Origin of the sequence: Noviherbaspirillum autotrophicum, from assembly GCF_000818395.1 — a bacterium.
Classification (GTDB): domain Bacteria; phylum Pseudomonadota; class Gammaproteobacteria; order Burkholderiales; family Burkholderiaceae_D; genus Noviherbaspirillum; species Noviherbaspirillum autotrophicum.
Window position 1 is genome coordinate 3,058,169 of sequence record NZ_JWJG01000028.1, and the last position, 21,141, is coordinate 3,079,309.

The 21,141-nt window shown below is 61.5% G+C and carries 20 protein-coding genes; 12 read left to right on the top strand and 8 right to left on the bottom strand.

Going from position 1 to position 21,141, the window contains the following annotated elements:
* Nucleotides 1–60 precede the first annotated feature (60 nt).
* Nucleotides 61–729: an HTH-type transcriptional repressor FabR gene (gene fabR, locus TSA66_RS15390; protein WP_040040622.1), complete on the top strand. Its 669-nt coding sequence runs from the start codon at nt 61–63 to the stop codon at nt 727–729.
* A gap of 248 nt (nt 730–977) precedes the next feature.
* A complete protein-coding gene (locus TSA66_RS15395; protein WP_040040623.1) occupies nt 978–1,496 on the top strand; it encodes a hypothetical protein in 519 nt (172 codons plus the stop codon).
* Between the two features lie 28 nt (nt 1,497–1,524).
* Here the strand turns inward: TSA66_RS15395 and TSA66_RS15400 are convergent, their stop codons facing one another.
* From TSA66_RS15400 to TSA66_RS15420, 5 genes are all read right to left on the bottom strand, one after another.
* Nucleotides 1,525–3,435 (bottom strand): M48 family metallopeptidase, encoded by a 1,911-nt coding sequence (locus TSA66_RS15400; protein WP_040040624.1) that lies wholly within the window; start codon nt 3,433–3,435, stop codon nt 1,525–1,527.
* Between the two features lie 24 nt (nt 3,436–3,459).
* Nucleotides 3,460–4,050 (bottom strand): LemA family protein, encoded by a 591-nt coding sequence (locus tag TSA66_RS15405; RefSeq protein WP_040040625.1) that lies wholly within the window; start codon nt 4,048–4,050, stop codon nt 3,460–3,462.
* 168 nt (nt 4,051–4,218) lie between these two features.
* Nucleotides 4,219–5,076 (bottom strand): hypothetical protein, encoded by an 858-nt coding sequence (locus tag TSA66_RS27795; protein ID WP_232429482.1) that lies wholly within the window; start codon nt 5,074–5,076, stop codon nt 4,219–4,221.
* Nucleotides 5,077–5,323: 247 nt separating this feature from the next.
* Nucleotides 5,324–6,526, bottom strand: coding sequence for a patatin-like phospholipase family protein (locus TSA66_RS15415; protein ID WP_157691711.1), 1,203 nt, complete (start codon nt 6,524–6,526; stop codon nt 5,324–5,326).
* A 142-nt stretch (nt 6,527–6,668) separates the two neighbouring features.
* The gene (locus TSA66_RS15420) at nt 6,669–7,454 is read right to left on the bottom strand and encodes a metallophosphoesterase (protein ID WP_040040626.1); all 786 of its coding nucleotides are present in this window, start codon (nt 7,452–7,454) and stop codon (nt 6,669–6,671) included.
* Nucleotides 7,455–7,693: 239 nt separating this feature from the next.
* Between TSA66_RS15420 and TSA66_RS15425 the strand changes: the two genes are divergently transcribed.
* From TSA66_RS15425 to TSA66_RS15450, 6 genes are all read left to right on the top strand, one after another.
* The gene (locus TSA66_RS15425) at nt 7,694–8,203 is read left to right on the top strand and encodes a hypothetical protein (RefSeq protein ID WP_157691712.1); all 510 of its coding nucleotides are present in this window, start codon (nt 7,694–7,696) and stop codon (nt 8,201–8,203) included.
* A gap of 770 nt (nt 8,204–8,973) precedes the next feature.
* Complete coding sequence (locus tag TSA66_RS15430; protein ID WP_040040628.1) at nt 8,974–9,708, top strand: hypothetical protein; 735 nt, start codon at nt 8,974–8,976, stop codon at nt 9,706–9,708.
* Between the two features lie 105 nt (nt 9,709–9,813).
* The gene (locus TSA66_RS15435; RefSeq protein WP_052452365.1) at nt 9,814–10,083 is read left to right on the top strand and encodes a helix-turn-helix transcriptional regulator; all 270 of its coding nucleotides are present in this window, start codon (nt 9,814–9,816) and stop codon (nt 10,081–10,083) included.
* Nucleotides 10,084–10,095: 12 nt separating this feature from the next.
* Nucleotides 10,096–10,410: a CHC2 zinc finger domain-containing protein gene (locus TSA66_RS15440; RefSeq protein WP_040040629.1), complete on the top strand. Its 315-nt coding sequence runs from the start codon at nt 10,096–10,098 to the stop codon at nt 10,408–10,410.
* Complete coding sequence (locus TSA66_RS15445) at nt 10,407–12,593, top strand: YfjI family protein (protein WP_052452366.1); 2,187 nt, start codon at nt 10,407–10,409, stop codon at nt 12,591–12,593. The genes TSA66_RS15440 and TSA66_RS15445 overlap by 4 nt, the downstream gene beginning before the upstream one ends.
* Nucleotides 12,586–13,173 carry a hypothetical protein gene (locus TSA66_RS15450; protein WP_157691713.1) on the top strand — a complete coding sequence of 196 codons (588 nt, stop codon included), beginning with the start codon at nt 12,586–12,588 and terminating at the stop codon, nt 13,171–13,173. The genes TSA66_RS15445 and TSA66_RS15450 overlap by 8 nt, the downstream gene beginning before the upstream one ends.
* A gap of 316 nt (nt 13,174–13,489) precedes the next feature.
* Here TSA66_RS15450 and TSA66_RS15455 read toward each other — a convergent pair whose 3' ends face one another.
* Nucleotides 13,490–15,919, bottom strand: coding sequence for a CHAT domain-containing protein (locus TSA66_RS15455; protein WP_084199648.1), 2,430 nt, complete (start codon nt 15,917–15,919; stop codon nt 13,490–13,492).
* Nucleotides 15,919–16,509: a hypothetical protein gene (locus TSA66_RS15460; protein WP_157691714.1), complete on the bottom strand. Its 591-nt coding sequence runs from the start codon at nt 16,507–16,509 to the stop codon at nt 15,919–15,921. Before TSA66_RS15460 ends, TSA66_RS15455 begins: the two co-directional genes overlap by 1 nt.
* Nucleotides 16,510–16,728: 219 nt before the next feature.
* Between TSA66_RS15460 and TSA66_RS15465 the strand changes: the two genes are divergently transcribed.
* Genes TSA66_RS15465 through TSA66_RS25660 form a run of 3 tightly spaced genes read left to right on the top strand, consistent with a single transcriptional unit; the run spans nt 16,729 to nt 19,492 of the window.
* On the top strand, nt 16,729–17,550 hold the full coding sequence (locus tag TSA66_RS15465) for a hypothetical protein (RefSeq protein WP_157691715.1): 822 nt from the start codon (nt 16,729–16,731) through the stop codon (nt 17,548–17,550).
* 55 nt (nt 17,551–17,605) lie between these two features.
* Complete coding sequence (locus tag TSA66_RS15470; protein ID WP_040040634.1) at nt 17,606–18,394, top strand: LytR/AlgR family response regulator transcription factor; 789 nt, start codon at nt 17,606–17,608, stop codon at nt 18,392–18,394.
* A complete protein-coding gene (locus tag TSA66_RS25660) occupies nt 18,395–19,492 on the top strand; it encodes a sensor histidine kinase (RefSeq protein WP_052452367.1) in 1,098 nt (365 codons plus the stop codon). It abuts the gene before it with no gap.
* A 245-nt stretch (nt 19,493–19,737) separates the two neighbouring features.
* On the opposite strand, the gene TSA66_RS26290 is transcribed toward TSA66_RS25660, so the two are convergent.
* Nucleotides 19,738–20,524 (bottom strand): IS5 family transposase gene (locus TSA66_RS26290; RefSeq protein WP_408639505.1). Its coding sequence is split into 2 segments (ribosomal slippage): nt 19,738–20,197 and nt 20,196–20,524, totalling 789 coding nucleotides; the frame shifts between segments, so codons are not numbered across the junction.
* 410 nt (nt 20,525–20,934) lie between these two features.
* Between TSA66_RS26290 and TSA66_RS15490 the strand changes: the two genes are divergently transcribed.
* Nucleotides 20,935–21,141 (top strand): hypothetical protein (locus TSA66_RS15490; protein WP_198358826.1); only part of this gene is annotated, 207 nt, incomplete at its 3' end.

Consider the following 21,141-nt stretch of genomic DNA (forward strand, 5'->3'; position numbering starts at 1 on the left):
AAATCCCCGCGTATCGCTCATGCCGAGCGCGATACGCCTGTACACCCAACAGGATCTTCAATGCCATCCTCATCGTCCGCTCCGAAGCGGGTCGACAGCCTGAGCCGCCACGAGCGCAAGGACCTCACCCGCCGCAACCTGCTGCAGGCGGCGCTTCACCTGATCGGCGAAGGGCGCAGCTTCACCAGCCTGGGCATTCGAGAAATCGCGCGCGAGGCTGGCATCGTGCCGAACGCGTTTTACCGGCATTTCCGCAATACCGACGAACTCGGCCTGGCGCTGGTGGAGGAGGTCGGCATCACGCTGCGGCGCCTGCTGCGCGAAGCGCGCCAGGCCGGCATCAGCGAGGGCGACGTGTTGCGGCGCTCGGTGCAGGTGTACCACGCGTATGTGAAGCAGAACCGCCTGCAGTTCATGTTCATCTCCGGCGAACGCTCCGGCGGCAGCCGCCTGCTGCGACTGGCAATCCGCAACGACGTCAATCACTTCACCAGCGAAATGGCGCAGGATTTCCGGCAACTGGGCGTATACAAGGATCTGTCCACCGCCGGCTTGCAAATGGTGTGCGGCCTGATCGTCAACAGCATGCTGGCGGCGGCGATCGACATCCTGGATTTGCCGCCGGACCAGCCCTTGCTGGAAGCGGAAATGTCGGAAAATTTCGTCAAGCAGATGCGGGTGGTGCTGCTGGGCGCGGCGGCGTGGAAGGAAGAGGGCCGGCGCGCATAGGCTGGCTCCATTCCGGATAACAGACGTGAGGCAAGAAGGCGGTGTTGGCTTTGGAGATACCGCAGGTATTGCTGACGAGCACATCACGGGAACATCGTCGTCGCAATCGGCCGGACGCCGCTGTGCAGCCCATTGAGCCTGCTGCGCGCACCCGTCTCGCCATGCGAACTTCTCCCACGCCGGCGGCATCGAACAGCCATGCGGATTGCAACGCGACGCTTCGCGCATGAGCCGCCAGGACGCCGATCATGAAGCCCGATACCCTGTTACCCGTATTACTGATAGCGCAAGGCGTAATTGGCGGAATAGACACGCTGGTCAATCATGAACTGATCGTGCGGCTGCCGCACCGGGCGCAGGCGCGCACGGAAATCGGCATTCATGTGTTGCGCGAGGCGGCATACGGACTGTTGTTCGGATTGCTGGCCTGGCTCGCCTGGCATGGCATCTGGGCTGCGTTGATCGGCGCGTTGCTGATGGCCGTCATCGTCATCGATGCCTGGGACGAATTCGTTGAAAACAGGACGCGTGTGCTGCCGCAGAACGAGCGGCTGTTGCACTTTCTTTTGATCCTGAATCTGGGTTTCATTACCGTCGTGCTGGCGCCGACCCTGCTCGGGTGGTCAGCCAATCGAACCGGGGTGGCGCGCGCCGATCACGGAATGCTGTCGTGGATTCTGTCCGTGCTGGCGCTGGCGGCGATCGGCTGGTCGATCCGCGATTTCTTTTCATGGCGGGCATTGTGCCGGAAGGGAGGAAGACAATGATTGCCATCGGCAAGCGAAATCATCTTCGCTACGCGCCGGCCCAGTCGTGTTGCATGTACGTCGCCGCCACGATTGCCGGCACCGGGACATCGATGGCGGCGCAGATCGCACGCAGCAGATCTGCGGTGTCGACCGGCATGTCGCGCGTGCCGGCGATTGCCGTTGCAACCAGCGCCCGGATCAGCATGGGCTTGGCCAGCGGCGCCAACTGATTGGCGGCGGTCAGCGCGCTGCGCACGCGCTCGAAGCCAAGCAGGCTGACGTCGATCGGATCGCCGCCCATACTGGCTGCGGCAGCGCCGCGCGCATAGGCGGCGGAGGCCGGCTCGCCATTGCACTTGGCCGCCAGGTGCGCGACGAGCGAGAGCAGCACCGCCACTTCCTGCCGCAGCGATGCCATGTCGGCATAGCGTACCGGCACCGCGCGTCCCGCGTGCGCGTCGAGCCGGCGCTGCAGCACTGTCTGCAGCACGAATTCGGATAGCGTGACGCGGTTGTCGGCCGCAATCAGTCTTGCGGCCATGGCCAGCACGGCGTCGCGCGCCGGCTGCGGCAGCTGGCGCAGCGCCGGCATCGCCAGGTCCAGCAGGGGCAGGCGCGCGCTTTTCGGCATGGCGGCGATGGTGTCGGCGAGGTAAGCCACCAGCGCGCCTTGCCCGGCGTCGGCGTTGAGCACGGCCATTTGCGCGTCGCGCCCCGCCTCCTGGGCCAGCAGCAAGGCATACACGACGGCGCGCGCCGCATGCGGGTCGCGCACCGCGCTGTCGAGCTGCGGCGCCAGGTCGGTCAGCTCGCCTGCGCTGTTGCCAAACGCGGACGCCGAAGGCGCCGGCACGAAGCCGGTTGCGGCAAACGGGATATCGGGCAGCATCGGCTCCTGCTGCGGCGTTTCCTCCTGCACTGGCGCGTCGAGCAGTTCCACCTTCCTGCCATACACGCGGCGCAGGCGCTCCTCGATCGGCGGGTGCGTGGCGAACAGGCCGGCCACCAGGCTTGGCTTGACCGCACCGAGAAACAGGTGCGACAGCTGTTCGGCGTTCGGATGTGTGATGCGCGAACCGAGTTCCATCTCGCGCGACAGGCCGCCGATCTTGCGCAGCGCGCCGCCGATGCCGTCGGGATTGCGCGTGAACTGCACCGCGCTGGCGTCGGCCAGGAATTCGCGCTGGCGCGATACCGCCGACTTGATCAGGCGGCCGAAAAACACGCCGATATAGCCGATCGCAAACAGGGCTGCGCCGGTGACGAACACGACCAGCGCCGCCGACGGACCCTTGTCGTCGCGGTTGCGCGAACGCGCCGGCACGAAGTAGCGCGCGAAGTCCATCAGGTGCTGGCCGAAGCCGGCGATCATCTGGATGCCGAACAATACGCCGATCAGGCGCATGTTCAGGCGCATGTCGCCGTTGAGGATGTGGCTGAACTCGTGGCCGATCACGCCCTGCAGCTCGTCGCGCGTCAGGCGCTGTAGCGTGCCGCGCGTGACGGCCACCACCGCCTCGTTCGGGTTGTAGCCGGCGGCGAACGCATTGATCGCGTCTTCCCGGTCGAGCACATAGACTTTCGGACAGGCGATGCCGGAGGCAATGGCCATTTCCTCGACCACGTTGAGCAGGCGCCGCTCCAGCAGCACGGTGGAGGCCGGCGCGACCAGGCGTCCGCCCGCCATCTTCGCGACCGCGTCACCGCCGTCGCGCAGGTTGAACAGTTCAATGGCGGTACCGCCGCCGATCAGCGCGAGCGTCACCAGGGTGTTGGTGGCAAAGAAGCCGCGCGGATAGCCGTAGGGGCCATCCATGCGCACGCCCTTGGTCCACAGCCAGACGAAGGCCATGGCGGCGTTGACTGCAATGACGATGGCGATCACCGCAAGGATGAACAGGATGACCAGCGTGCGGGTCTGGCGCCGTGCCTGGTCCTGGTGCTCGAAGAAGTTCATGGCGGATGCGCGGCGCGCATCGGATCAGAACGACACCTTCACCGCCTTGCGCTCCTCGGGCGCCTCGGTCGACTGCAGCAGTTCGGCCGTCTTGAACGAGAACATGCCGGCGATGACCGAGCCGGGGAATTGCTCGGCCGTCGTGTTGTACTCCATGACGTTGTCGTTGTACGCCTGACGCGCGAATGCGATGCGGTTTTCGGTGCTGGTCAGCTCTTCGCTCAGCTGCATCATGTTCTGGTTCGCCTTCAGGTCGGGATAGGCTTCCGACAGCGCGAACAGGCGGCCCAGGCTCTGGTTCAGCGCGCCTTCGGCCGCCGCCATCTGGTGCACCGCCGCCGCATCGGTCGGGTCGGTCGCGGCGCGGGCATTGGCCGTTACGGCGCTGTTGCGCGCGGCGATCACGGCTTCGAGCGTGTCGCGTTCGTGCTTCATGTAGCCCTTGGCCGTCTCGACCAGGTTCGGGATCAGGTCGTAGCGCCGCTTCAATTGCACATCGATCTGCATGAAGGCATTCTTGAAGCGGTTGCGCAAGCCAACCAGCCGGTTGTAGACGCCCACGGCCCAGAACACCAGCACGAGCGCAAGAACCAGCAAGACGATGAGAGCGATCATGACTCCTCCAGAGAATAAGCAATGCGACGAATGGCGTGCGGCCTACTATAGCACCACCGCATCGCGCCGCCATGCCTGGGGAGAGGACTGTCACGCGCTTGCTGCCCATAAAAAAGGGCTGCACGTTTGTGCAGCCCTTGCGCCGTCATGCGCAGGCAGCGGTGCCAGTCAGTGCCGGCGGGAGACGCGCTCCGCGCCGAAGCGCACCGCGTCCTTCACCTTTTCCCAGGTGCTTTCGGGGTGGCTGGCTTCCCAGTCGCTGCGTAGTTGCGGTTCAACATCGTTCCACTGGTAATTCTGGTAGCGCCCGCTGCCGGCCATGGTCGATCCGTAGCGGTAAGCGGTGTCATAGTCTTCATAACGCCCGCCGGACGTGCCGTAGGCGGTTTGCCAGTGGCGGCGGTACTCCGAAGTGTCGTCCGCGGCAGTACCGATCGGCTCGGCGGCGGTTGTCGTGCGCACGGTCGAGGTCGACTGCACCGCGCCGGCCGGCCGGTAGATGTGCTGGCCGTTGAGGCTGCGCCACTGCTGTTCGATGTAGTCGGCATCGGCTTCCGAACGCGGCCGCACGCCGATCAGGATGCCGCCTTGCTTGATGCCGCTCTCGTAGTGCTTGACGCGCTCCTCCGGAATGCCCCATCCGACCAGCGCGCCCAGCAAGCCGCCGGTGGCTGCGCCGGCCCCGGCGCCGGCCAGCGCGGCGGCGATCGGACCCGCGATCACGAGCCCCAGGCCGGGCAGGGCCAGGCTGGTGCCGGTGGCCGCGACAGCGGCGAGGATCGCGCCCAGCGTGCCGCCGAGGGCGCCACCAATGCCCGCTCCCTCCGCCGCCTTGTTGCCGAGCTCGGTCTGCTGCGCACCGGTTTGCGAAAACTGCTTCGACCGCGTTTCGTCGGACATCACGACATTGATGTCGTCTTTGGCATAGCCGCGATCGGACACGACCTGGTAGGCGCGTTCGGCGCTGTCGCGGTCGGTAAACAATGCGGTGAGCATGCCAGCCGTATCGTTGGAAGAAATTGCCATGATGGATCTCCTTATCAATTCACGGGAAAGTCAATGCGTTGCGTAGTCCGTTGCGCGGCAGCCCGATCGCATCCGACCGGCGGTGCAGCACGTACAGGCATACACGCATTGCTTTCCACCTCGGTTGTGAAAACGTCAATGGTTCTATAGGAGAGGGAAATGGCCGCAGAGTTCCATTCCGTTGTTTAAAGCAAGAAATGGGAATGCGCGGGGCAAGACGGCGTTGCCCCGGGGAAGGGACTGCCGCTCAGCCGGCGCTTACCGTCTGCACGCCTTGTACCGCGTCCGGCAGCGGCGGCGCATCCGCGCGGTGCGGGTCGATGAACAGTTGCACGAGGTTGGTATCGGACGAGGTGCCTAGGTGGGCAGCACCGCCGCCGTCGGTCGCGCCGGCCAGCCATTTTTTCGCCACGTCGCGCCCCAGCGCTTTCAAATGCAGCAGGAAGGGCAGGGCCGTGTTGCTCTTGCTGGCCACGCCGAAGCTCGCCATGTCGGCATGCGGCGGGATGTAGTGGAGCAGGATTTCTTCCTTGTCGTGCAGCTTGCCGCCGGACTGCCTGGCGCGCGCATCGTGCGGCACCTGGCGCAGCAGTTCGTTGACTTCGTGGATGCGCTTGATTTCCGCGATGAGCGATGCGTTGAAGGTGATTTCGTTGATGCGGTCGATGATTTTCCACGCCGTGTCGGGCGGTGTATCGGTCTTTCGCATCACGATCGGGTTGACGCCGACGATCACCATGTCGCGCGTTTGCTGCTTGTGATGCTCGATCAGCGGCGCCAGTGCCGGGTCGGCGACGTAGCCGCCATCCCAGTAGTATTCGCCATCGATGCACACGGCACGGTCGACCATCGGCAGGCAGGCCGACGCGAGCAGGTGGGGGATCTGGATCTCGTCCTTGCTGAAGCTTTTCGGCTGGCTGGTGCGCACGTTGGTCGCGCACACGTACAAGGCGGGGCCGGTCGTGCTGCGGTTGAGCGCATCGAGGTCGATGCAGTCCGCAATCGCCTGTGCGATCGGGTTCTGGCGCGGGCCGCCCCACGACTGGTAGGGCGAGGTGATGAGCGACAGCGCGTTGAGTGCGACCGGCACCGGCAGCCCATCGATGTTCCAGGAACGGTGGAACAGGTTGGGCGTAAAGCGGTACGGATTCAAGTAGGCGTCGCCGAGTTCCGCCACCCGGCGCCAGAACGTGTCGAGCAATTCTCGCGCATGGGTGCGGCGCGCCGCATCGTCGAGCCGGCGGCCGCGAGCGTCGCGTTCCAGGCTCAGGCCATAGGCCAGCACGGCGGCGATCATGGCGCCGCCGCTGGTGCCGCTCACCGCGACGATGTCCACCCCGTCCTGCTGCAGCAGGTAGTCCAGCACGCCCCACACATAGGCGGAATGCGCGCCGCCGCCCTGCAGCGCCAGCGTGACTTTCTTGGTGTCGGTATTGTGTGCTGTCGTCATGAGGGTCATCGGGGGCTTGTGGTTCTTGCGGGAATGGATTTGCGCAGCCGGGCAGGCCGTCGGCACAGGATGAATGTAATGAACCGCACGCGCGCTTGCAAGCCGCAGCGCACGTCACCCGAGATGCATCAACGCAGGCGCGTCAGATGCTTACCACCAGGCGCTGCGCAAAACGGCCGTTTTCCCAGACCAGCTGCTCGGGCGCCTGCGCTGCGCGGCGGTTGAGCGCGTAGCCGCGCGGATTGGTGACGACCCGCGTGCCCGCGACAGCGTAGTCGAAGCTGTCGTGCACATGACCGTGGATCCACAAGTCGGCCTGCTCGACGAGCGGCGTCAGATCGCTGATGAACGCGGCATTCAGCCGCACGCCGGCATAGCGCGGATGGACGGACTGCGGATGCGGACCATGATGCGTGACCACGACGGTGCGCCCGGCGAAGCGCTCTGCCAGTTTTTCCGCCAGCCAGGCGCGCGACTGATGGTGCAGCTGCAATGCGTCCTGCGCCGTGAAGGGCCCGTGCGCGGTATGGATGACGCGATGGTCTCTCAGCGTCAGTTCGGCCTCCTGCATTGCCTCGCGCTGGTGCTCCGGGTCCAGCAGGTAATCGGTCCACAGGCAGCAGCCGAGAAAGCGCACGCCGTTGAGGACGTATTCGCCGCGCTCCAGATAATGTACGTTGGTGCCGAGGCAGGCAGCGCGCAGCTTGTCTTCCAGCGCGCCATACTGTTCATGGTAAGCCTCATGGTTGCCGTGCACGTAGACCACCGGCACCGGCCAATCGGCAAAGGCCGCTACGGCCTCGGTCGAACGATGGATGTCGCCGGCGAGCACCAGCACATCGGCATCGGCCGGTTCGACGGCGCGATAGCCGGGGAACTGCTTTTCCAAGAGTTCCAGATGCAGGTCGGAAGCGATTTGTATTTTCATGCGTAGGGGCTCTTTAACGGCGAGATGATTCCAGGCTTGAAGGGTGTGCGTTTCATGATAAAGAGCGACGGACAAGATGTCGACGGCGCGCTTGGCGGATCTGCTTGACATGAGTCATTTCGACCGATGCACAGGTATCCTATATCCTGCAGGCAGGGCAGGCGTCATGATGTGGCATCGTTTCACCCCGGGTTCCCGCCGTCTGCCCTACCTCCCTCGTTAAACTCTGGACTATTCCTATGGTCGCAGCCGGCAAAGTCTTGGCAAGCGCAGCTTCGATGATTCTAATCGCCTGCATGGTCGTGCCGCAGACGCCGGACATCCCAAGAACTGATCCGGGCGTCATGTCCGACGGCCCGGCCGCAGAACTGTTTGTTTCAGTCAATTATGGCGCGTATCGGGACAGCCGGAGCCTGGAAGGATTCTCCGTGATTGTGGATGGCAAGGTGCGCGGATGGATTCCCGAAATGGGCAGTTATATGACTTTGCGCGTTGCACCAGGTGAACACCGTGTCACGGTATCGTATCCCTGGAAGCACGTCGGCATTTTTGGGGGCATCCCGCTGCCGGAGTCAGGCGAGGTGCGTGCAGAAATCCCGGTGGCCTGTTTGCCGTCGCATTATTGCGGCGTCACCGTCGCGCCGGTCATCGACCGAGAGCGCGGGCTCGTGCTCGCCGCTGAAGTGGTGCTCCATGAGGACATTCCCGCGCATATTCGAGGATTGCAGCTTGTCGAACAAAAGGACTGAGTGAAGCCTGATGCTTTGGGATGGATGGCGACGGCAGAATGGAAAATGTAAAAAACCCGGAGCGCCTTGACGACGTTCCGGGTTTTTGAATTCTGGTGGGGCGGCGGGAATCGAATCAAGGCCGCTCTACCATAAATGATTCAATAAGTTAGGCATGGTTTTTACTGGAGGGATTTTAAAAAATACCCCCAAAAATACCCCCGGGTGGCTTGGCTGTCTTTGGACGAATAGCGCCCGGGAAACAAGAAGCACCATCCCCCAGCGTCCTTCACCGGATCACAGCAGGTCCTCTCTAGTGCTGTACAACCGCGAAGCTTTTACTCACTAGTTTTTCTGGTGAAAGCACCCTCCAGCCGGCTTTGCCATGCACTCCTTGCCCAATCTAATAATTTTTTGAAATGCAAACGTGCAGCGCCGTAATTGCGGACGCATGATTCACTTTTAATATTGCAAAATATGCAATTTATCCTCTATGTGGAAATGTATAATTTGCAATGTTTTCATAATGCTAAATCCCAATTGAGTCTGCGAAATAATAAATCAGCGATGCTTGCGTAAAACTGATCCGGAATGGCCTCAGTGAAGCATATCGATCAGCACTATGTGATAGCAGGGCGTGCTCGGTGAGCCGCAAAACCGTGAAAAAAGAAGCTGTGACTTGCTAAGAAGCGGGAAGCCTAGCGTGTGTCGTGGGGGCGTCTTCTGCCGCTGATTCTGAACGAGCGGGGCAATGTGGTTCAATTTCAACGTAAATCATAGGGTGGAAAAAAATGGCAGCTGACCAGTTGCAGGATGAAAATCTTGGGAGACGTATTGATGTGGCAGGGTTAGATAGGTACGAAACCTTTTTGGTCTGCATGTCCTATATGGTTCATCCTAACGATGCTGAGAAACGCGAACGTCTAAAAGCGTGGCTCGAGGCGAGGATTGCTGAAAAAAAGGGAAGCCTTCACCAGCTATCGCCGAAGACTATTAGCCTTCTGATCGAGGCCGGAAGGGAGGGTGTTGGGGACGATTTGACCGACGCTGCGCAGGGGGGAGGCACAGCTGGGCAAGTGCTTATCGCCGTACTTGCGTTGCAGGAAAGTGGCGTTGAGGATGCCGGGCTAGACAAAGCCTTTCACGTTATCAGTGAGATCCACCGAGGCGGGACCGACTACCGTGGTACTCCGTTGCGCCTAGGCCGCGATACGATAAAAAATAATTGGAAGAAATACGGTGCCGTCGCTCACCTTTGGGCAGCATATGTCTCGCTTCTCGGCCAGGCGAAAGAAAACGGCACGTTTTCCGATTTCGCCGAATGGATAAATGGCCATAAGCTGGCCGCCGTTGCCCGCGCCATTCAAGAGATGGCAGCGCAGCGTGTACTTCCGCGGAACACCCGTCCTCTTCTGCGAAGTGACACATTACTGATAGAAGGGGTTGACGCCGCGGTTTGGCGTGCGCCAGAGCTTCAAGAACATATTCATCGAGCCCTTTCCAGCTTCACCTCCCGTTATCGTTGATGCAACTGGAGGAAAGTAATTTTCCTCCATTCCGCGAGTTGGCTTACAGCTTCAGGATGGCTCCTTGTTCCCGGATAGGCCGGGGACGATCAACAAGGAGCCATTATGACGAAACAAATCCAAAGCGTACTGCTCGCACTGGTGATTCTTCGCCTTCCCGTCGTACTCAAACGCCGCGGCCGCTCCCGCGCCGCGCATTACCTGGACATCCAGCAGGGCTTGTTCACCCCGCCAGTGCCTATCGGCTTGCGTGCCGTTGGCTGGCCGGAATATGAAGTCGACGCGCTGAATGCAGCGCGTATTGCCGGCAAGAACGACGATGAAATCCGCGCCTTGGTAGCGGAGCTGATGGCGGCCCGCAAGGTCGCGTACTAGGAGGAGTTTACGATGCGCTATGTAAGCTCTTCGTCGGGCGTAATCAAGCCGGTGTGCGCCTTCAGACGCGACCGGCTTCCGCTGCCCACCAAGTATTATCAGGAACAGGGCCTGGTGCTGAAGGGGGGCGGCGAGTGGAAGTCCGCGGTATGCCCGTTTCACGATGACAGCACGCCCAGCCTCCGAGTGAAAACCGAGACTGGTGCATTCCGCTGCATGGTTTGCAGCGCTCATGGCGGCGATGTTCTCGCCTTTCACATGCAGCGTTACAACTTGCCCTTCGTCGCCGCGGCACGCGCGCTGGGTGCGTGGGGACTGCCGAAATGACCGAAACCCCACAACAAGCCGCATACCGCTTTGCCAAGCCGGCCATCGGTGAAGGCTTCACGCCGCAAGCCTTGCATGAATATTCCAGGGCGGACGGCCATCCCTTGCATTGGGTCATCCGCCTGAAGCACCCGGACAGCGGCGACAAGTGGATCAGGCCCATGAAGCGTAACGGCGATGACTACTCCCTGGGTGAACCCAATTATCAGGCGGGCAAGCCGCTTTATCGCTTGCACGAATTGGTTGCACGCCCCGATGATCCGGTGATGGTGTGCGAGGGGGAATGGTGCGCTGACGCGCTGGCGAAATCCGGCGTGCTTGCGACCACAAGCGGGGCAGCCGATTCCACCCGCAAGGCGGACTGGCGCCCGCTCGCTGGCCGTGCCGTCATCATCTGGCCGGACAACGACGAGGCCGGGCAGCGCTATGCGCAAGCCGTGGCCGGCACGTTAATTGATCTCGGCTGTTCGGTGCGCCTGGTGGACGTGGCGGCCCTGAGCTTGCCTCCGAAGGGCGACGCCGTGAATTGGCTGGAATTGCATCCGAATGCGACGGCGGTGGATATTGTGGCTCTGCCCACCGTCAGCTTTACGCCGTCGCCGAAACTTGCTGCCGCCCGCGCCTCAGGCACGGCGGTATTTTCCGACTGGCCGGACCCGAAGCCGATCCTGGCACCGTTGCACCCCGTTCCCGCGTTCGACCCCGACGCGTTGCTGCCCACGCCGCTGCGCGGCTGGGTCATGGACGAGGCGGACCGCATGCCGTGTCCTCCGGATTTCATTGCGGATACGGTGCTGGTTGCGCTCGGTACAGTCGTCGGCGCACGTTGTGCCATTAAACCCAAAATGCTCGACACCCGGCTCATTGTTCCCAACCTCTGGGGCGGAATTGTCGGGCTGCCTTCGGCAAAGAAATCTCCAGCGATCAGCGCGGCGCTGAAACCGCTGGAGCGCCTGATCGCGCAGGCAAGGGAGGCGCATCAGGCGGACCTGGAGGCATTTGATGCCGACAAGATGATTTTCGAGGCAAAGCGGGACGCCATCGAGGCGCGCATCAAAGCGGCGGCAAAGGATCCGAAAAAAGGCGACCTGGACAGCCTCGCCAAGGAACTGCAAGGCCATCGTCAGCAGGCGCCGGAGGAGCCGGTACTGCGTCGCTACAAGTCCAACGACACGACCGTCGAAAAGTTGGGTGAATTGCTTCGCGACAATCCGGCGGGATTGCTGGTGCTGCGCGATGAACTGGTCGGCTTGATCGCTTCCTGGGACCGCGAGGGGTGCGAGGGCGACCGCGCCTTCTATTTGGAGGCGTGGAACGGAAACTCCAGCTTTGACACCGACCGCATCGGACGCGGCTCCATCATCATCCCCAACTTGTGCGTGTCGGTTTTCGGCGGCATTCAGCCGGAAAAGCTGATCGGTTACCTGGAACAGGCGGCCCACTCGCTGGCGAACGACGGGATGCTGCAGCGCTTTCAGATGCTCGTCTATCCCGACCATCGCGCTTGGGAGTGGCGTGACCGTGCGCCAGCGAAGGAAGCGCGCAACCAGGCATTTGCGGTGTTTGAGAAGCTGGCCGTGTTTGACTCGGTGGCGTGGGGAGCCGCGCCTGCTGATGAGATCGTGAAATTCCCGTATTTCCGTTTTAGCGAGGCGGCGCAGGAAATTTACATTAAGTGGGCGCACGATTTGCATTGTTCGCGCCTCGCTCGCGAGGATAACCCGCTCATCGCCCAGCATTTGGCCAAATTCGACAAGCTGTTTCCGGCGCTGGCGCTCATTTTGCATTTGGTCGATTGCGCGGCGACCGGGCAATATGGCGCTGTGACGGTGGAAGCCGCCCTTCGCGCGGCAGCGTGGTGCGATTACCTGGAAGCCCACGCGCGGCGCTGTTATGGCTTGCTAGCCGACGCTGGCCTTCGCGCGGCACAAACACTGGCTGACAAGGTGCGCCAAGATGCGCTGCCAGACGGTTTTACGGCCCGTGATCTGCGCCGAAATCAATGGCGTGGCCTGACCACCGACGAGGCCGTGCAGGCCGCGCTCGACTGGCTTGAGGATGAGAGCTGGTTGTTGGGAGTGGAGACCGGCGGCACGGGGCCGGGAAGCGGGCGGCGCACCGTGCGCTATTTCATCAATCCGAAAGTGGTGAAGGCAGGCAAGCCGGAGAGCGAACATGAATGATCGCTTCGACCCGTCATGGTTGCAGTTCCCCTCGCATCGCGGTCGGACTACTGCCGTTACTGCCGAAAGAAATCCAACGGCAGTAATGGCAGTGCTTGATCCGGGCGAGGCGATGATTGCGCGAGGCTCTAACGGCAGTAATGGCAGTACCCCGGAAGGGAGTTTTCAGAAATTTCCGAATATCGTTGACCTGACGGGAGCCGAAGAGCACGCGATCCGGGCCTGGCTGGCGCATATTGGTGAAACCGACAAGGAGGTCATCGGTGCGGTATTGGAACAGTGCCGTGGCGATGCGCAGGCGCGTAGCTATTTTCTGCGTTGGGCTGATGAGACAGTCCGTCCCGCCCTTATTGACGACGACCGGCGTCGCTGCGATCAGTGCGCGAACCTTACGCCTCGCGGGCTGTGCCTCGCAGCACGCCGTGGTGAGATTGTTGCGAGCCGGGTCTATGAACCGGTGACCAATATTCCCCAGCGTTGCGAAGGCTATATGCCCGGGGCAGATGACATGGATCGCAGACCGGGGTGGGAGCGCTGGCCGGGGCTGGCGCGGATCACGGGCAACCCTATAGCCGAGTAAGGCCACTTCTTTCTCCTTCGCCACCCACGTACAAGACGCGTACGTCCCATGTGTTAGCGGTCGTCACGCCCCAGATGCGCGGGGTACGGTGGCCGCACCTTTGATTTGGAGGGCGAGAGCTGAAACCCACGGTAAAGCGCCAAGCAACGTTGCTTGGCGATGCGACAGCACATCGTGATAAATATGCTCGGGCCCAAGCTATGTCTTGCTCGGCGCAGGGAGGCAGTCGCGGTAGTTCATCGATGCAGTCGCGCGCCCAAATCTGTAATGTTTCGAGGGCGAAGCTGGTGTAATCCTTCAAGTGTGAGTGCGCAAGCTAGGTGGTATCGGCAGCGCCACCTAAAAGAACGCCGTCGCGCCCGGTTAATAGAAACCCCGCCCACTCTACCGGAGGACGCCCCTGCCGCGCCTTTTGTAGCTTGGCCTGCCGCAGCGCCTCCGCCAGTGGAAGTCCGAGGCTGATGTTCTGGTAGAACGAGGCCATCAGTTCAGTTGTCGCTTGGCTCGGGACGGCCCACAGAGACGTCACCGAACTTCTGGCGCCCGCAAGCTCGACCGAACGGCGCAGACTGGCGACACCTTCGCCCTGGACCACATCTCCGTTGCCGGTGTTGCAGGCAGACAGGACGACCAGTGCGGTATCCTGCAGCGGCAGGCGCGCAATGTCCTTGGCTAGCAGGAGCTCCGGTCCGTTTTCGCCGGACAGCACCAGACCGGCATGACGGCCTGGGAGCACCAGGTCGACCGCGCGGTAGGGGTCATCCATGGCACCGTCATTGTCCATCTTGTTCGGCGAAAAAATCATCGCGTGCGACGCGACGTGCAGTACGGCTGGCGATTGCAGGGTTCGCAGCGCTTCACTGGTCGCGCGCGCACCTTCGAACCGCTCTGCCGAAATCCCGATGCGTGCAAGCGCGCCGGCCACGGCCTGGGCTTCCTGAGCCGTATCCGGCAATGCCGTCACCGGAATGTCGCGCAGATCTAACAGGTTTGCGGATTGTAGGAACCGCGTCTGTCCGTTCGCTGCGGAGGAATCGGGTTCGTGGCTGCCATACGCGGGGTTCGCAATGATCCCCGCGCGGGCTTGCTGTTTGGTTTGTGGCGGCAGTGCCTGGACCTGTTCGAGCGACGTCACATAACGATAGGAACGAAGCACGATCCCCGGGCGAGCATCCAGCTCCGGTAGCGCTTCAAATGGAACCAGGCAGAGCGCACCATCCGGATCGATGATCCACTGTTTCGCCGTTTCGACACTGCGCGGCAGGCCGCTTAACAGTCGTTGCGCGAGCACCTTTCCTGTCTGAGTCCCGTTGTCACCACTGATCAGATCCATGCGGAAGGCCCGTACGGCCCGGTCGAGCCCACGCTGTTCCCCGACATCCTGCAGCTGGACCTGGTCTGCCGTGATGCAATAGCGCAGGTAGCGCGTCGGTGCAACGCCGAACGTGTCCGTGGCAAGTGGCGAGTAGAGGATGAAACCGATTACAGCCTGGCCGTGGAGATTGCGACGTAATTGCGGCAGGTCCAGAGCATTGAAACTGTCGAAATCGAGCGAAGCGGGCGCGTCCAATTCGCGGATCGCCTCAATCGTGTGAAAGCCATGCTGCGCAGCATAGTAAAGCAATAGCTTCAACCCCGCCTGCGTAGCCGGAAGGGCGGCCATTTGGTCTTCGATTGCGAAGATTTGAGTGCGTAGGCGCCGCACCTTTTCGTTGTCAGACCGGTACAGAAGTTGATTGAGTCGCTCGAAATAGCGAACGGCGCCACCTTTCGAACGAAGCAGATGCGTCAGTAGTTGAACGGATTTCGGCGCGTCCAGGGCAGTCTGGCTGGCCACCTGGAATAACGCGGACGCGATGACTCGTTGCCTGATGAAGGAGGACCAAACCAGCTCCACAGGCGCGCCCGCAATGCGCACCTGGCGGAAGCGATCCGTATTCATCTGCAGGGTCAGTTCAAGTGCCTTCTCCGCTAAATCCGGCCTGCCGGCCTGGAAGAGGAGCACCGCGAACTTAAACAACCGATACTCCCGGGTGATGGCCGCATTGCTGTCAATTTTTATCCCGTCCTGCGGCCTGATATATTTCTCATACAGCGATACCAGCTCCGGCGTGCGGTTGGTTTCGCGAAAGGCCCGGCCCAGTGAGAAAACGAAGTCCGCCGCACCGGTTTTGCGATCGAACATCAGGTCGGCCACCCTCGAAAGGGGGCCGGACGGCGTGGTAACGATCGTCAATAGTTGTCGATTAAATTCCAGCCTGATCGCGTCCTTTCCTTCGTTGTTTTCCAGGCGGGCGAGGACCTGCTTGACAGTGGTTAGGTTTTCGGCCTGGACCCGTTCATAGACCTGTAATGCCTGCGACAGCACTTCCACGGCTTCCTCGTTGCGCCCGAGTTCGAGCAGCGTGAATCCAAACGCGGGGAATACGTAGAGGCGAAAGGGCCATCGCTCCTTAGGGTCCTCTTCAATGTAAGCCCGCGCCTCAGTAAGCAGTTTTAAGGCGTGAGTGAATTTTTTTTCTTGCAGGAACAATAACGCGGGTCGTACCAGCGTCTGTAGCCGCCAATAATGGGCGCTTATGTTGTATGAAGGCGTGTCTGCGGCCGCCGAGAGAGGCGTGACGTTAGGGCCAAGAAATGATTGCGGAGCGGGGAACCTGTCGGCAAGGACACGTCCCGGCTGCAGCAGAGCTGCGATCGCCACCAGTCCCAAGCGCCGCCGGGGTAAAAACGTCTCGTGCCCCATTACTGCTTGCGGGCCTGTTCGTACAACGTCACCCAGCGTTTCCAGTCGCTCTCCGCCAGCGCCTGCCCGCGCGCTTTCGTAATACAGCCCTTGAGGGTTTGCACGTCCGCAGAGGACGCCAGGCACTCGCGCGCGCGCTCGGTTTCCAGCGCGATGCGGCGCTGCCTGGCAGTCATGAGCGACGCGACGATTTCACCAACAAAGCGGGTCGAGCCAGGATCACGCGAGGCGCTGCTGATGCACCCCTCCGCTGCCTGGCTTACCTGAGCCTCGAAACGCGCCGAAGCGAAGGCACGATCGGCTGGTGGCATTAGAAGTGCCTGCGCCCCAACAACCTTGCTGTCAACGCAAAAGCCGATGTCGGGCGCTAAGGGCTTGCCCATCACGGCGTCATACCGCAAAAGCCGCTCGACCGTCTGCCACTGTTCCGCGTCCATGTCGGTACTGGTTACCGGCGCTTCCCCTGCATGCGGGGACGACATAGCGGTGATCGCAACGACCGTCAGGATCATGCGCTTGGGCGGGAACCATCGTTGCGGTGAGACACCGGCGCGGTGCTGGGGAGTGTACCGTGAAACAGATGTGACCATCGGGGCGCAATCAGGCGGGTGGCCGTTCCAATGTTACTAATGAGCAAAAGTATAACAGACGGGGTTGGGCTTTCCAGTGCAATCCGCTCAATGTCGGCCGGGGTTTATCCTTCAGATGCCCGGTTTCCTCCCGCTGCGGCCCGGATTCGTCGCAAACCGGATGAAGCACCTGTGCCGGATGCGGATGATGGCGCCATCAATCAACCGGGAGAAAAAACCATGACATTGCCGAACTTCGCACAACACGCGCTCTATCTGGCCACTCTGGGCACAGCGCTCGCCCTGACAGGATGTGGCGGGGGCGCCGGCGCATTGGGCGGGGGCGCGGGCGCTCCCAGCGCGCCGGTCGCCGATGCCGCTGCTTATGACGACATGATGTCCTACTGCGGCATCACCGCGCCGACTGGCATGGATGCCACCCAGGATGGCTGGAGCAGCAATTACGGTGTGCTCCAGGGCGCCGGCACGGTCTATTACGGCAGCACCATCATTTCACCGGCAGGGAGCGCCCATGCTTGGTCGACGCCGCTGACAATGTCGGTCCCGTTCACCAACTACAAAGGTGTCACTGGACCGGTCGTGTCGAGCGGCTACGCCAAACCGGAGTGGAAGATGGGGGTGGCGATCCCGACCGTGCTGAGTCCCCGCTCGGTGGGGTGCGTGACCGAAACGGCGCGCGTGTATACGCCGCCGACCATCGACCTGAGTCCGGGCTATCCCACGCTACCGCAGCCGCAATCGTCACTGATCTGGACGAGTTACTGGAGCAGCAAGGTCCCGGTGTCGCAGCTGCAGGGAACTCCAGTTGACGGCTTCGAATTGGTCAGCAACTTTGCCCCGGCTTCTGGCGTCGTGTACTTCGTCATCGACAAGGCGAGTTTCGCCGCCCCGCAGACCCTGTCGATTTGCCGGCTCGCACCAAAGGCCACGCAATGGAACTGCGTGCAGCCGTCGGTGGCTGATGCCGGCGAAAACTGGTCTGTGACCACCAGCAGCCCTGCTCCTGGCGTCTATGTGCTGCTGTCGCCCACGCCTCAGTAGCCAGTACGGCGCACTCCGCATATCATTGCTCTTTTGCAACTAACTACAGGCGCTTATGGTCACCGCTGTTATTGCCGACGACGAACCGCACATGCGCGAGATGCTGCGCGAGCAGCTCGAAACCCTCTGGCCTGAACTCGAGATAATCGGGGAGGCGGAGGATGGCCCGACGGCGCTCACGCTGATTGTAACCCGCCGGCCACAGATCGCGTTTCTGGATATCCGCATGCCCGGCCTGACCGGGCTCCAAGTCGCCCATGCGATTACCGTCCCCTGCAATGTGGTGTTTGTGACCGCCTACGACGCACATGCGCTAGACGCATTCGATGCGAACGCCGTCGACTATGTGCTCAAGCCGGTGGACCCGGTGCGCCTGGCACGGGTGGCCGCCAAGCTGAAAAAGTCTACGACCGACAACGCGCTGGCAGACATGGGTCAGCTGGCCGCGGCATTGTCCCGGCTCGGCGTGCCGGTCCAGAACGCCGGGCCGGGACCGGAGCCGGCGCACGCTGACGGCGGTGCCACCCTCGAGTGGTTGCAGGTGGCAGTCGGCCAGCAGATCCGCATGCTGCATATCGACGATGTCGTGTATTTCGAGTCCGATACCAAGTACACCAAGGTGGTGGCCCTGGATTTCGAGGGGCTGATCCGCCTGTCGCTCAAGCAGCTGACCGAACAGCTCAATGCGGACAGTTATCTGCAGATTCACCGCGGGACCTTAGTGAACCGTCGTTTCATCCAGGTGATCCACCGCAACGGCGAAGCGCTGGACGTGGAAATGAAGGGACGTCCCGAACGGCTCAAGGTCTCGCAACCGAATCACCACCTGTTCCGGGCCATGTAGATGATCTCCTTCTGGAAAACGTCCCGCGTGGCGGTCGCCATCAGTGCATTGCTGGTACTGGGTTTCCTGTCGAGTGCAGAATGGCTCGCAGGGCAATCCACTGGTACTGGGATGTCGCCGGCCGGCGTCGTCGCGGGAATGTCGCTTGCAGCGCTCCTGTTTGCATTGCTCATTGCAACATCCAAACCAGTCGGTGCCGTCGGTACAGCCGCCGTGGCCTCACTGCGCGCAATCACGGAGCTCTCGGTACTGGGCATTGTCGTGTTCGCGCTCGCTTACGCCGTTGAATCTCTGCTTCCGGTGTCGCTGACACAGACAGTCTTGTCCGGCGCACGCGCCGCCGACGTGGTGGTATTCGTCTTCCTGGGCGTTGCACTGGCCATTGCGGTTCGCGCGGGGTGGCGCTATGCCGACCAGCTCAAAAAAGCGGGCGCTGCCGAACTGGCCGCTGCCAGGGCCACAGCGGCTGTCGCCGAACGCGATCGTGCGCTGGCCGAGGCACAAATGACGATCCTGCGCGCCCAGATTGAACCGCATTTCTTATGGAACACGCTGTCGCACGTCCAATACCTGGCCAAAAAACGGCCGGCCGACGCTGTGGAATTGACCGGGCACCTGATCGGCTACCTGCGCAGGGCGCAATCCCGCACGCAGGAAGCCAGCAGCACGCTGGGTTGCGAAATGGAGGCGGTGCAGGAATACCTGGCCATCATGCGATTCAGGATGGGCGAGCGCTTGACCGTCGATGTGGATATCCCGCAGTCCTTGGCCGGGGTTCCCTTCGCGCCGCTATTGCTGCAGACGCTAGCGGAAAACGCGATCAAGCATGGCGTCGAACCCAAGATCGGGCCCGTGAGCGTGTCGGCCCGTGCCTATATCGACGGCTCTGATTCGGGCCGGCTGGTTGTCGAGGTGAAGGACAACGGGGTTGGCTTACAGGCCGCCACAACGACCAAAGGCACCGGCATCGGGTTGCGCAACGTGCGCGAGCGGTTGGCAATACTCTATGGCGAGCAGGCGGTGTTGTCCCTGATTACCGGGGAACAGGGCGGCGTGATCGCCCGGATAACTGTTCCGTATGATCAGGTGAGCGATTAATAACCAGGAAACTCGCGTCGGCTGCGTTACATCCATTGGTGATCTGCTGGTGCTGACTGGCGAAAAGTTAAATTAATAAAAATTTTTTAAGGCGCGTTATGGAAAGCTCTTTGAATTTCTTGGTGTCTACCCGTTTAAAGCATTTCAAATGGGGTGCAGTATCGATATGTGTTCTGGCCTTGGGTTTGCTCACTTCGCCAGCATACGCGGGTTTTGATGAAGGTTTAGCGGCACGGAATAAGAGCCTATTTCGATAGGGCGGAGCGCCAAGCAATGAGACCGCACGCGAACTGCAGCATGGCGAGATAGGTATCCTCGCGCTTTTCCCATCGCACGAGCAGCCGGCGAAACCGGTTGAGCCAGCTATGGGTACGCTCGACCACCCAGCGCCGGGCACGTACACCACATTGCTTCTTGTTCTCCCGTTCATCGCGCCGGCCAAGAATGATCGGTTCGAACCCGGCCATGCTGACGATGCGTCGCACCTCGTCGTAGTCATAGCCCAGATCTAGACACAACTCGCTCTTGCGGCCATTCACCGGCCGAGCGCACATCATTCCCGCCAGCGTGGCAGCAACCAGCTTCATGTCATGTCGGTTCGCGGGTGCCACCTCGACAGCCAACGGAACGCCAGCAGCTTCAGTGAGCATGCTGCGTTTGACGCCGCCTTTGGCGCGGTCGCAGGGATTCGGTCCTGTTTTTTTTTCCGCCCAGTGGCGCCTTCGTCAGCGCGCCGTCCATTGCCAGCCAACTCCAGTCGATGCCCTGCAACTCGTCATATTCCAGCAACCCCAGGCGCCAGAACTTCGCAAACACCCCGGCATCAATCCATTCCCGGAATCGCCGGTACGCCGACGAACAGGTGCAGATCCCAGTGCTATCGAGGGCGTTCCACTGCATACCTGTGCGTAGCACCAGCAGGATCGCGTCCATCGCCGCACGATTGGGTACGCGCGGCCGGTGGCATCCCAGCGGATGCGATTTCGCTGCTGGCAACAACGGTTCCATTTGTTCCCAGAGCGTATCGCTCATGCGAAAACCGTCGTCATGCTTGCATTGATTCATGACAGCATCCCTCGGTCGAACTCATTCGCCTTCGACCAGCTCTGCGGCCATTATTTCTTTTTTGTCGACCTATCGAAATACGCTGTTATGGCGACGCTTCCTGGACAGCGGTGCCTAGCAGGCAAGCTGTGTCATTGGCTCGGCTGTCGGCTAGTCATCTTCCTCCTCAGCAGCTTTCCTACACTTGCGCTCGCACGCTATCACACAGTGAGCGCCCTTGAGCCGCCCGTGGATGAGTGGCGGGCGGCGTTCTATGGCAGTGGGACGGACACGTGTGTTGTTCGCGTCGGACTGGCAAGACTTTGATTCCGCACGATAAAGTAAGATCTCGACTGCGCGACATTGGATCGCACGGAAAACCAGCGAGGAATGGAATAATGAAACAGCAACAATTGGGATGCAGGACCGCACATGCCTTCCTTATGGGGGCTTTGCTACTGGCCATGGCAGGAAGCCAATTGGCTGCGGCGCAGACCGCTAAACCAGTGCTCGGCAAGTATGGCTGCACCGCTTCCATGTATAGCGGGGGAGCGGTCCAGTACACACCACGCGGTTCGTTCGTCATCACTGCGGACGGCAAATAC

What these genes read in the sequence shown, in the direction of transcription:
- fabR (WP_040040622.1), top strand. Translation starts at nt 61, where the DNA reads ATGCCATCCTCATCGTCCGCTCCGAAGCGGGTCGACAGCCTGAGCCGC.
- TSA66_RS15395 (WP_040040623.1), top strand. Translation starts at nt 978, where the DNA reads ATGAAGCCCGATACCCTGTTACCCGTATTACTGATAGCGCAAGGCGTA.
- TSA66_RS15400 (WP_040040624.1), bottom strand. Translation starts at nt 3,435, where the DNA reads ATGAACTTCTTCGAGCACCAGGACCAGGCACGGCGCCAGACCCGCACG.
- TSA66_RS15405 (WP_040040625.1), bottom strand. Translation starts at nt 4,050, where the DNA reads ATGATCGCTCTCATCGTCTTGCTGGTTCTTGCGCTCGTGCTGGTGTTC.
- TSA66_RS27795 (WP_232429482.1), bottom strand. Translation starts at nt 5,076, where the DNA reads ATGGCAATTTCTTCCAACGATACGGCTGGCATGCTCACCGCATTGTTT.
- TSA66_RS15415 (WP_157691711.1), bottom strand. Translation starts at nt 6,526, where the DNA reads ATGACGACAGCACACAATACCGACACCAAGAAAGTCACGCTGGCGCTG.
- TSA66_RS15420 (WP_040040626.1), bottom strand. Translation starts at nt 7,454, where the DNA reads ATGAAAATACAAATCGCTTCCGACCTGCATCTGGAACTCTTGGAAAAG.
- TSA66_RS15425 (WP_157691712.1), top strand. Translation starts at nt 7,694, where the DNA reads ATGGTCGCAGCCGGCAAAGTCTTGGCAAGCGCAGCTTCGATGATTCTA.
- TSA66_RS15430 (WP_040040628.1), top strand. Translation starts at nt 8,974, where the DNA reads ATGGCAGCTGACCAGTTGCAGGATGAAAATCTTGGGAGACGTATTGAT.
- TSA66_RS15435 (WP_052452365.1), top strand. Translation starts at nt 9,814, where the DNA reads ATGACGAAACAAATCCAAAGCGTACTGCTCGCACTGGTGATTCTTCGC.
- TSA66_RS15440 (WP_040040629.1), top strand. Translation starts at nt 10,096, where the DNA reads ATGCGCTATGTAAGCTCTTCGTCGGGCGTAATCAAGCCGGTGTGCGCC.
- TSA66_RS15445 (WP_052452366.1), top strand. Translation starts at nt 10,407, where the DNA reads ATGACCGAAACCCCACAACAAGCCGCATACCGCTTTGCCAAGCCGGCC.
- TSA66_RS15450 (WP_157691713.1), top strand. Translation starts at nt 12,586, where the DNA reads ATGAATGATCGCTTCGACCCGTCATGGTTGCAGTTCCCCTCGCATCGC.
- TSA66_RS15455 (WP_084199648.1), bottom strand. Translation starts at nt 15,919, where the DNA reads ATGGGGCACGAGACGTTTTTACCCCGGCGGCGCTTGGGACTGGTGGCG.
- TSA66_RS15460 (WP_157691714.1), bottom strand. Translation starts at nt 16,509, where the DNA reads ATGGTCACATCTGTTTCACGGTACACTCCCCAGCACCGCGCCGGTGTC.
- TSA66_RS15465 (WP_157691715.1), top strand. Translation starts at nt 16,729, where the DNA reads ATGACATTGCCGAACTTCGCACAACACGCGCTCTATCTGGCCACTCTG.
- TSA66_RS15470 (WP_040040634.1), top strand. Translation starts at nt 17,606, where the DNA reads ATGGTCACCGCTGTTATTGCCGACGACGAACCGCACATGCGCGAGATG.
- TSA66_RS25660 (WP_052452367.1), top strand. Translation starts at nt 18,395, where the DNA reads ATGATCTCCTTCTGGAAAACGTCCCGCGTGGCGGTCGCCATCAGTGCA.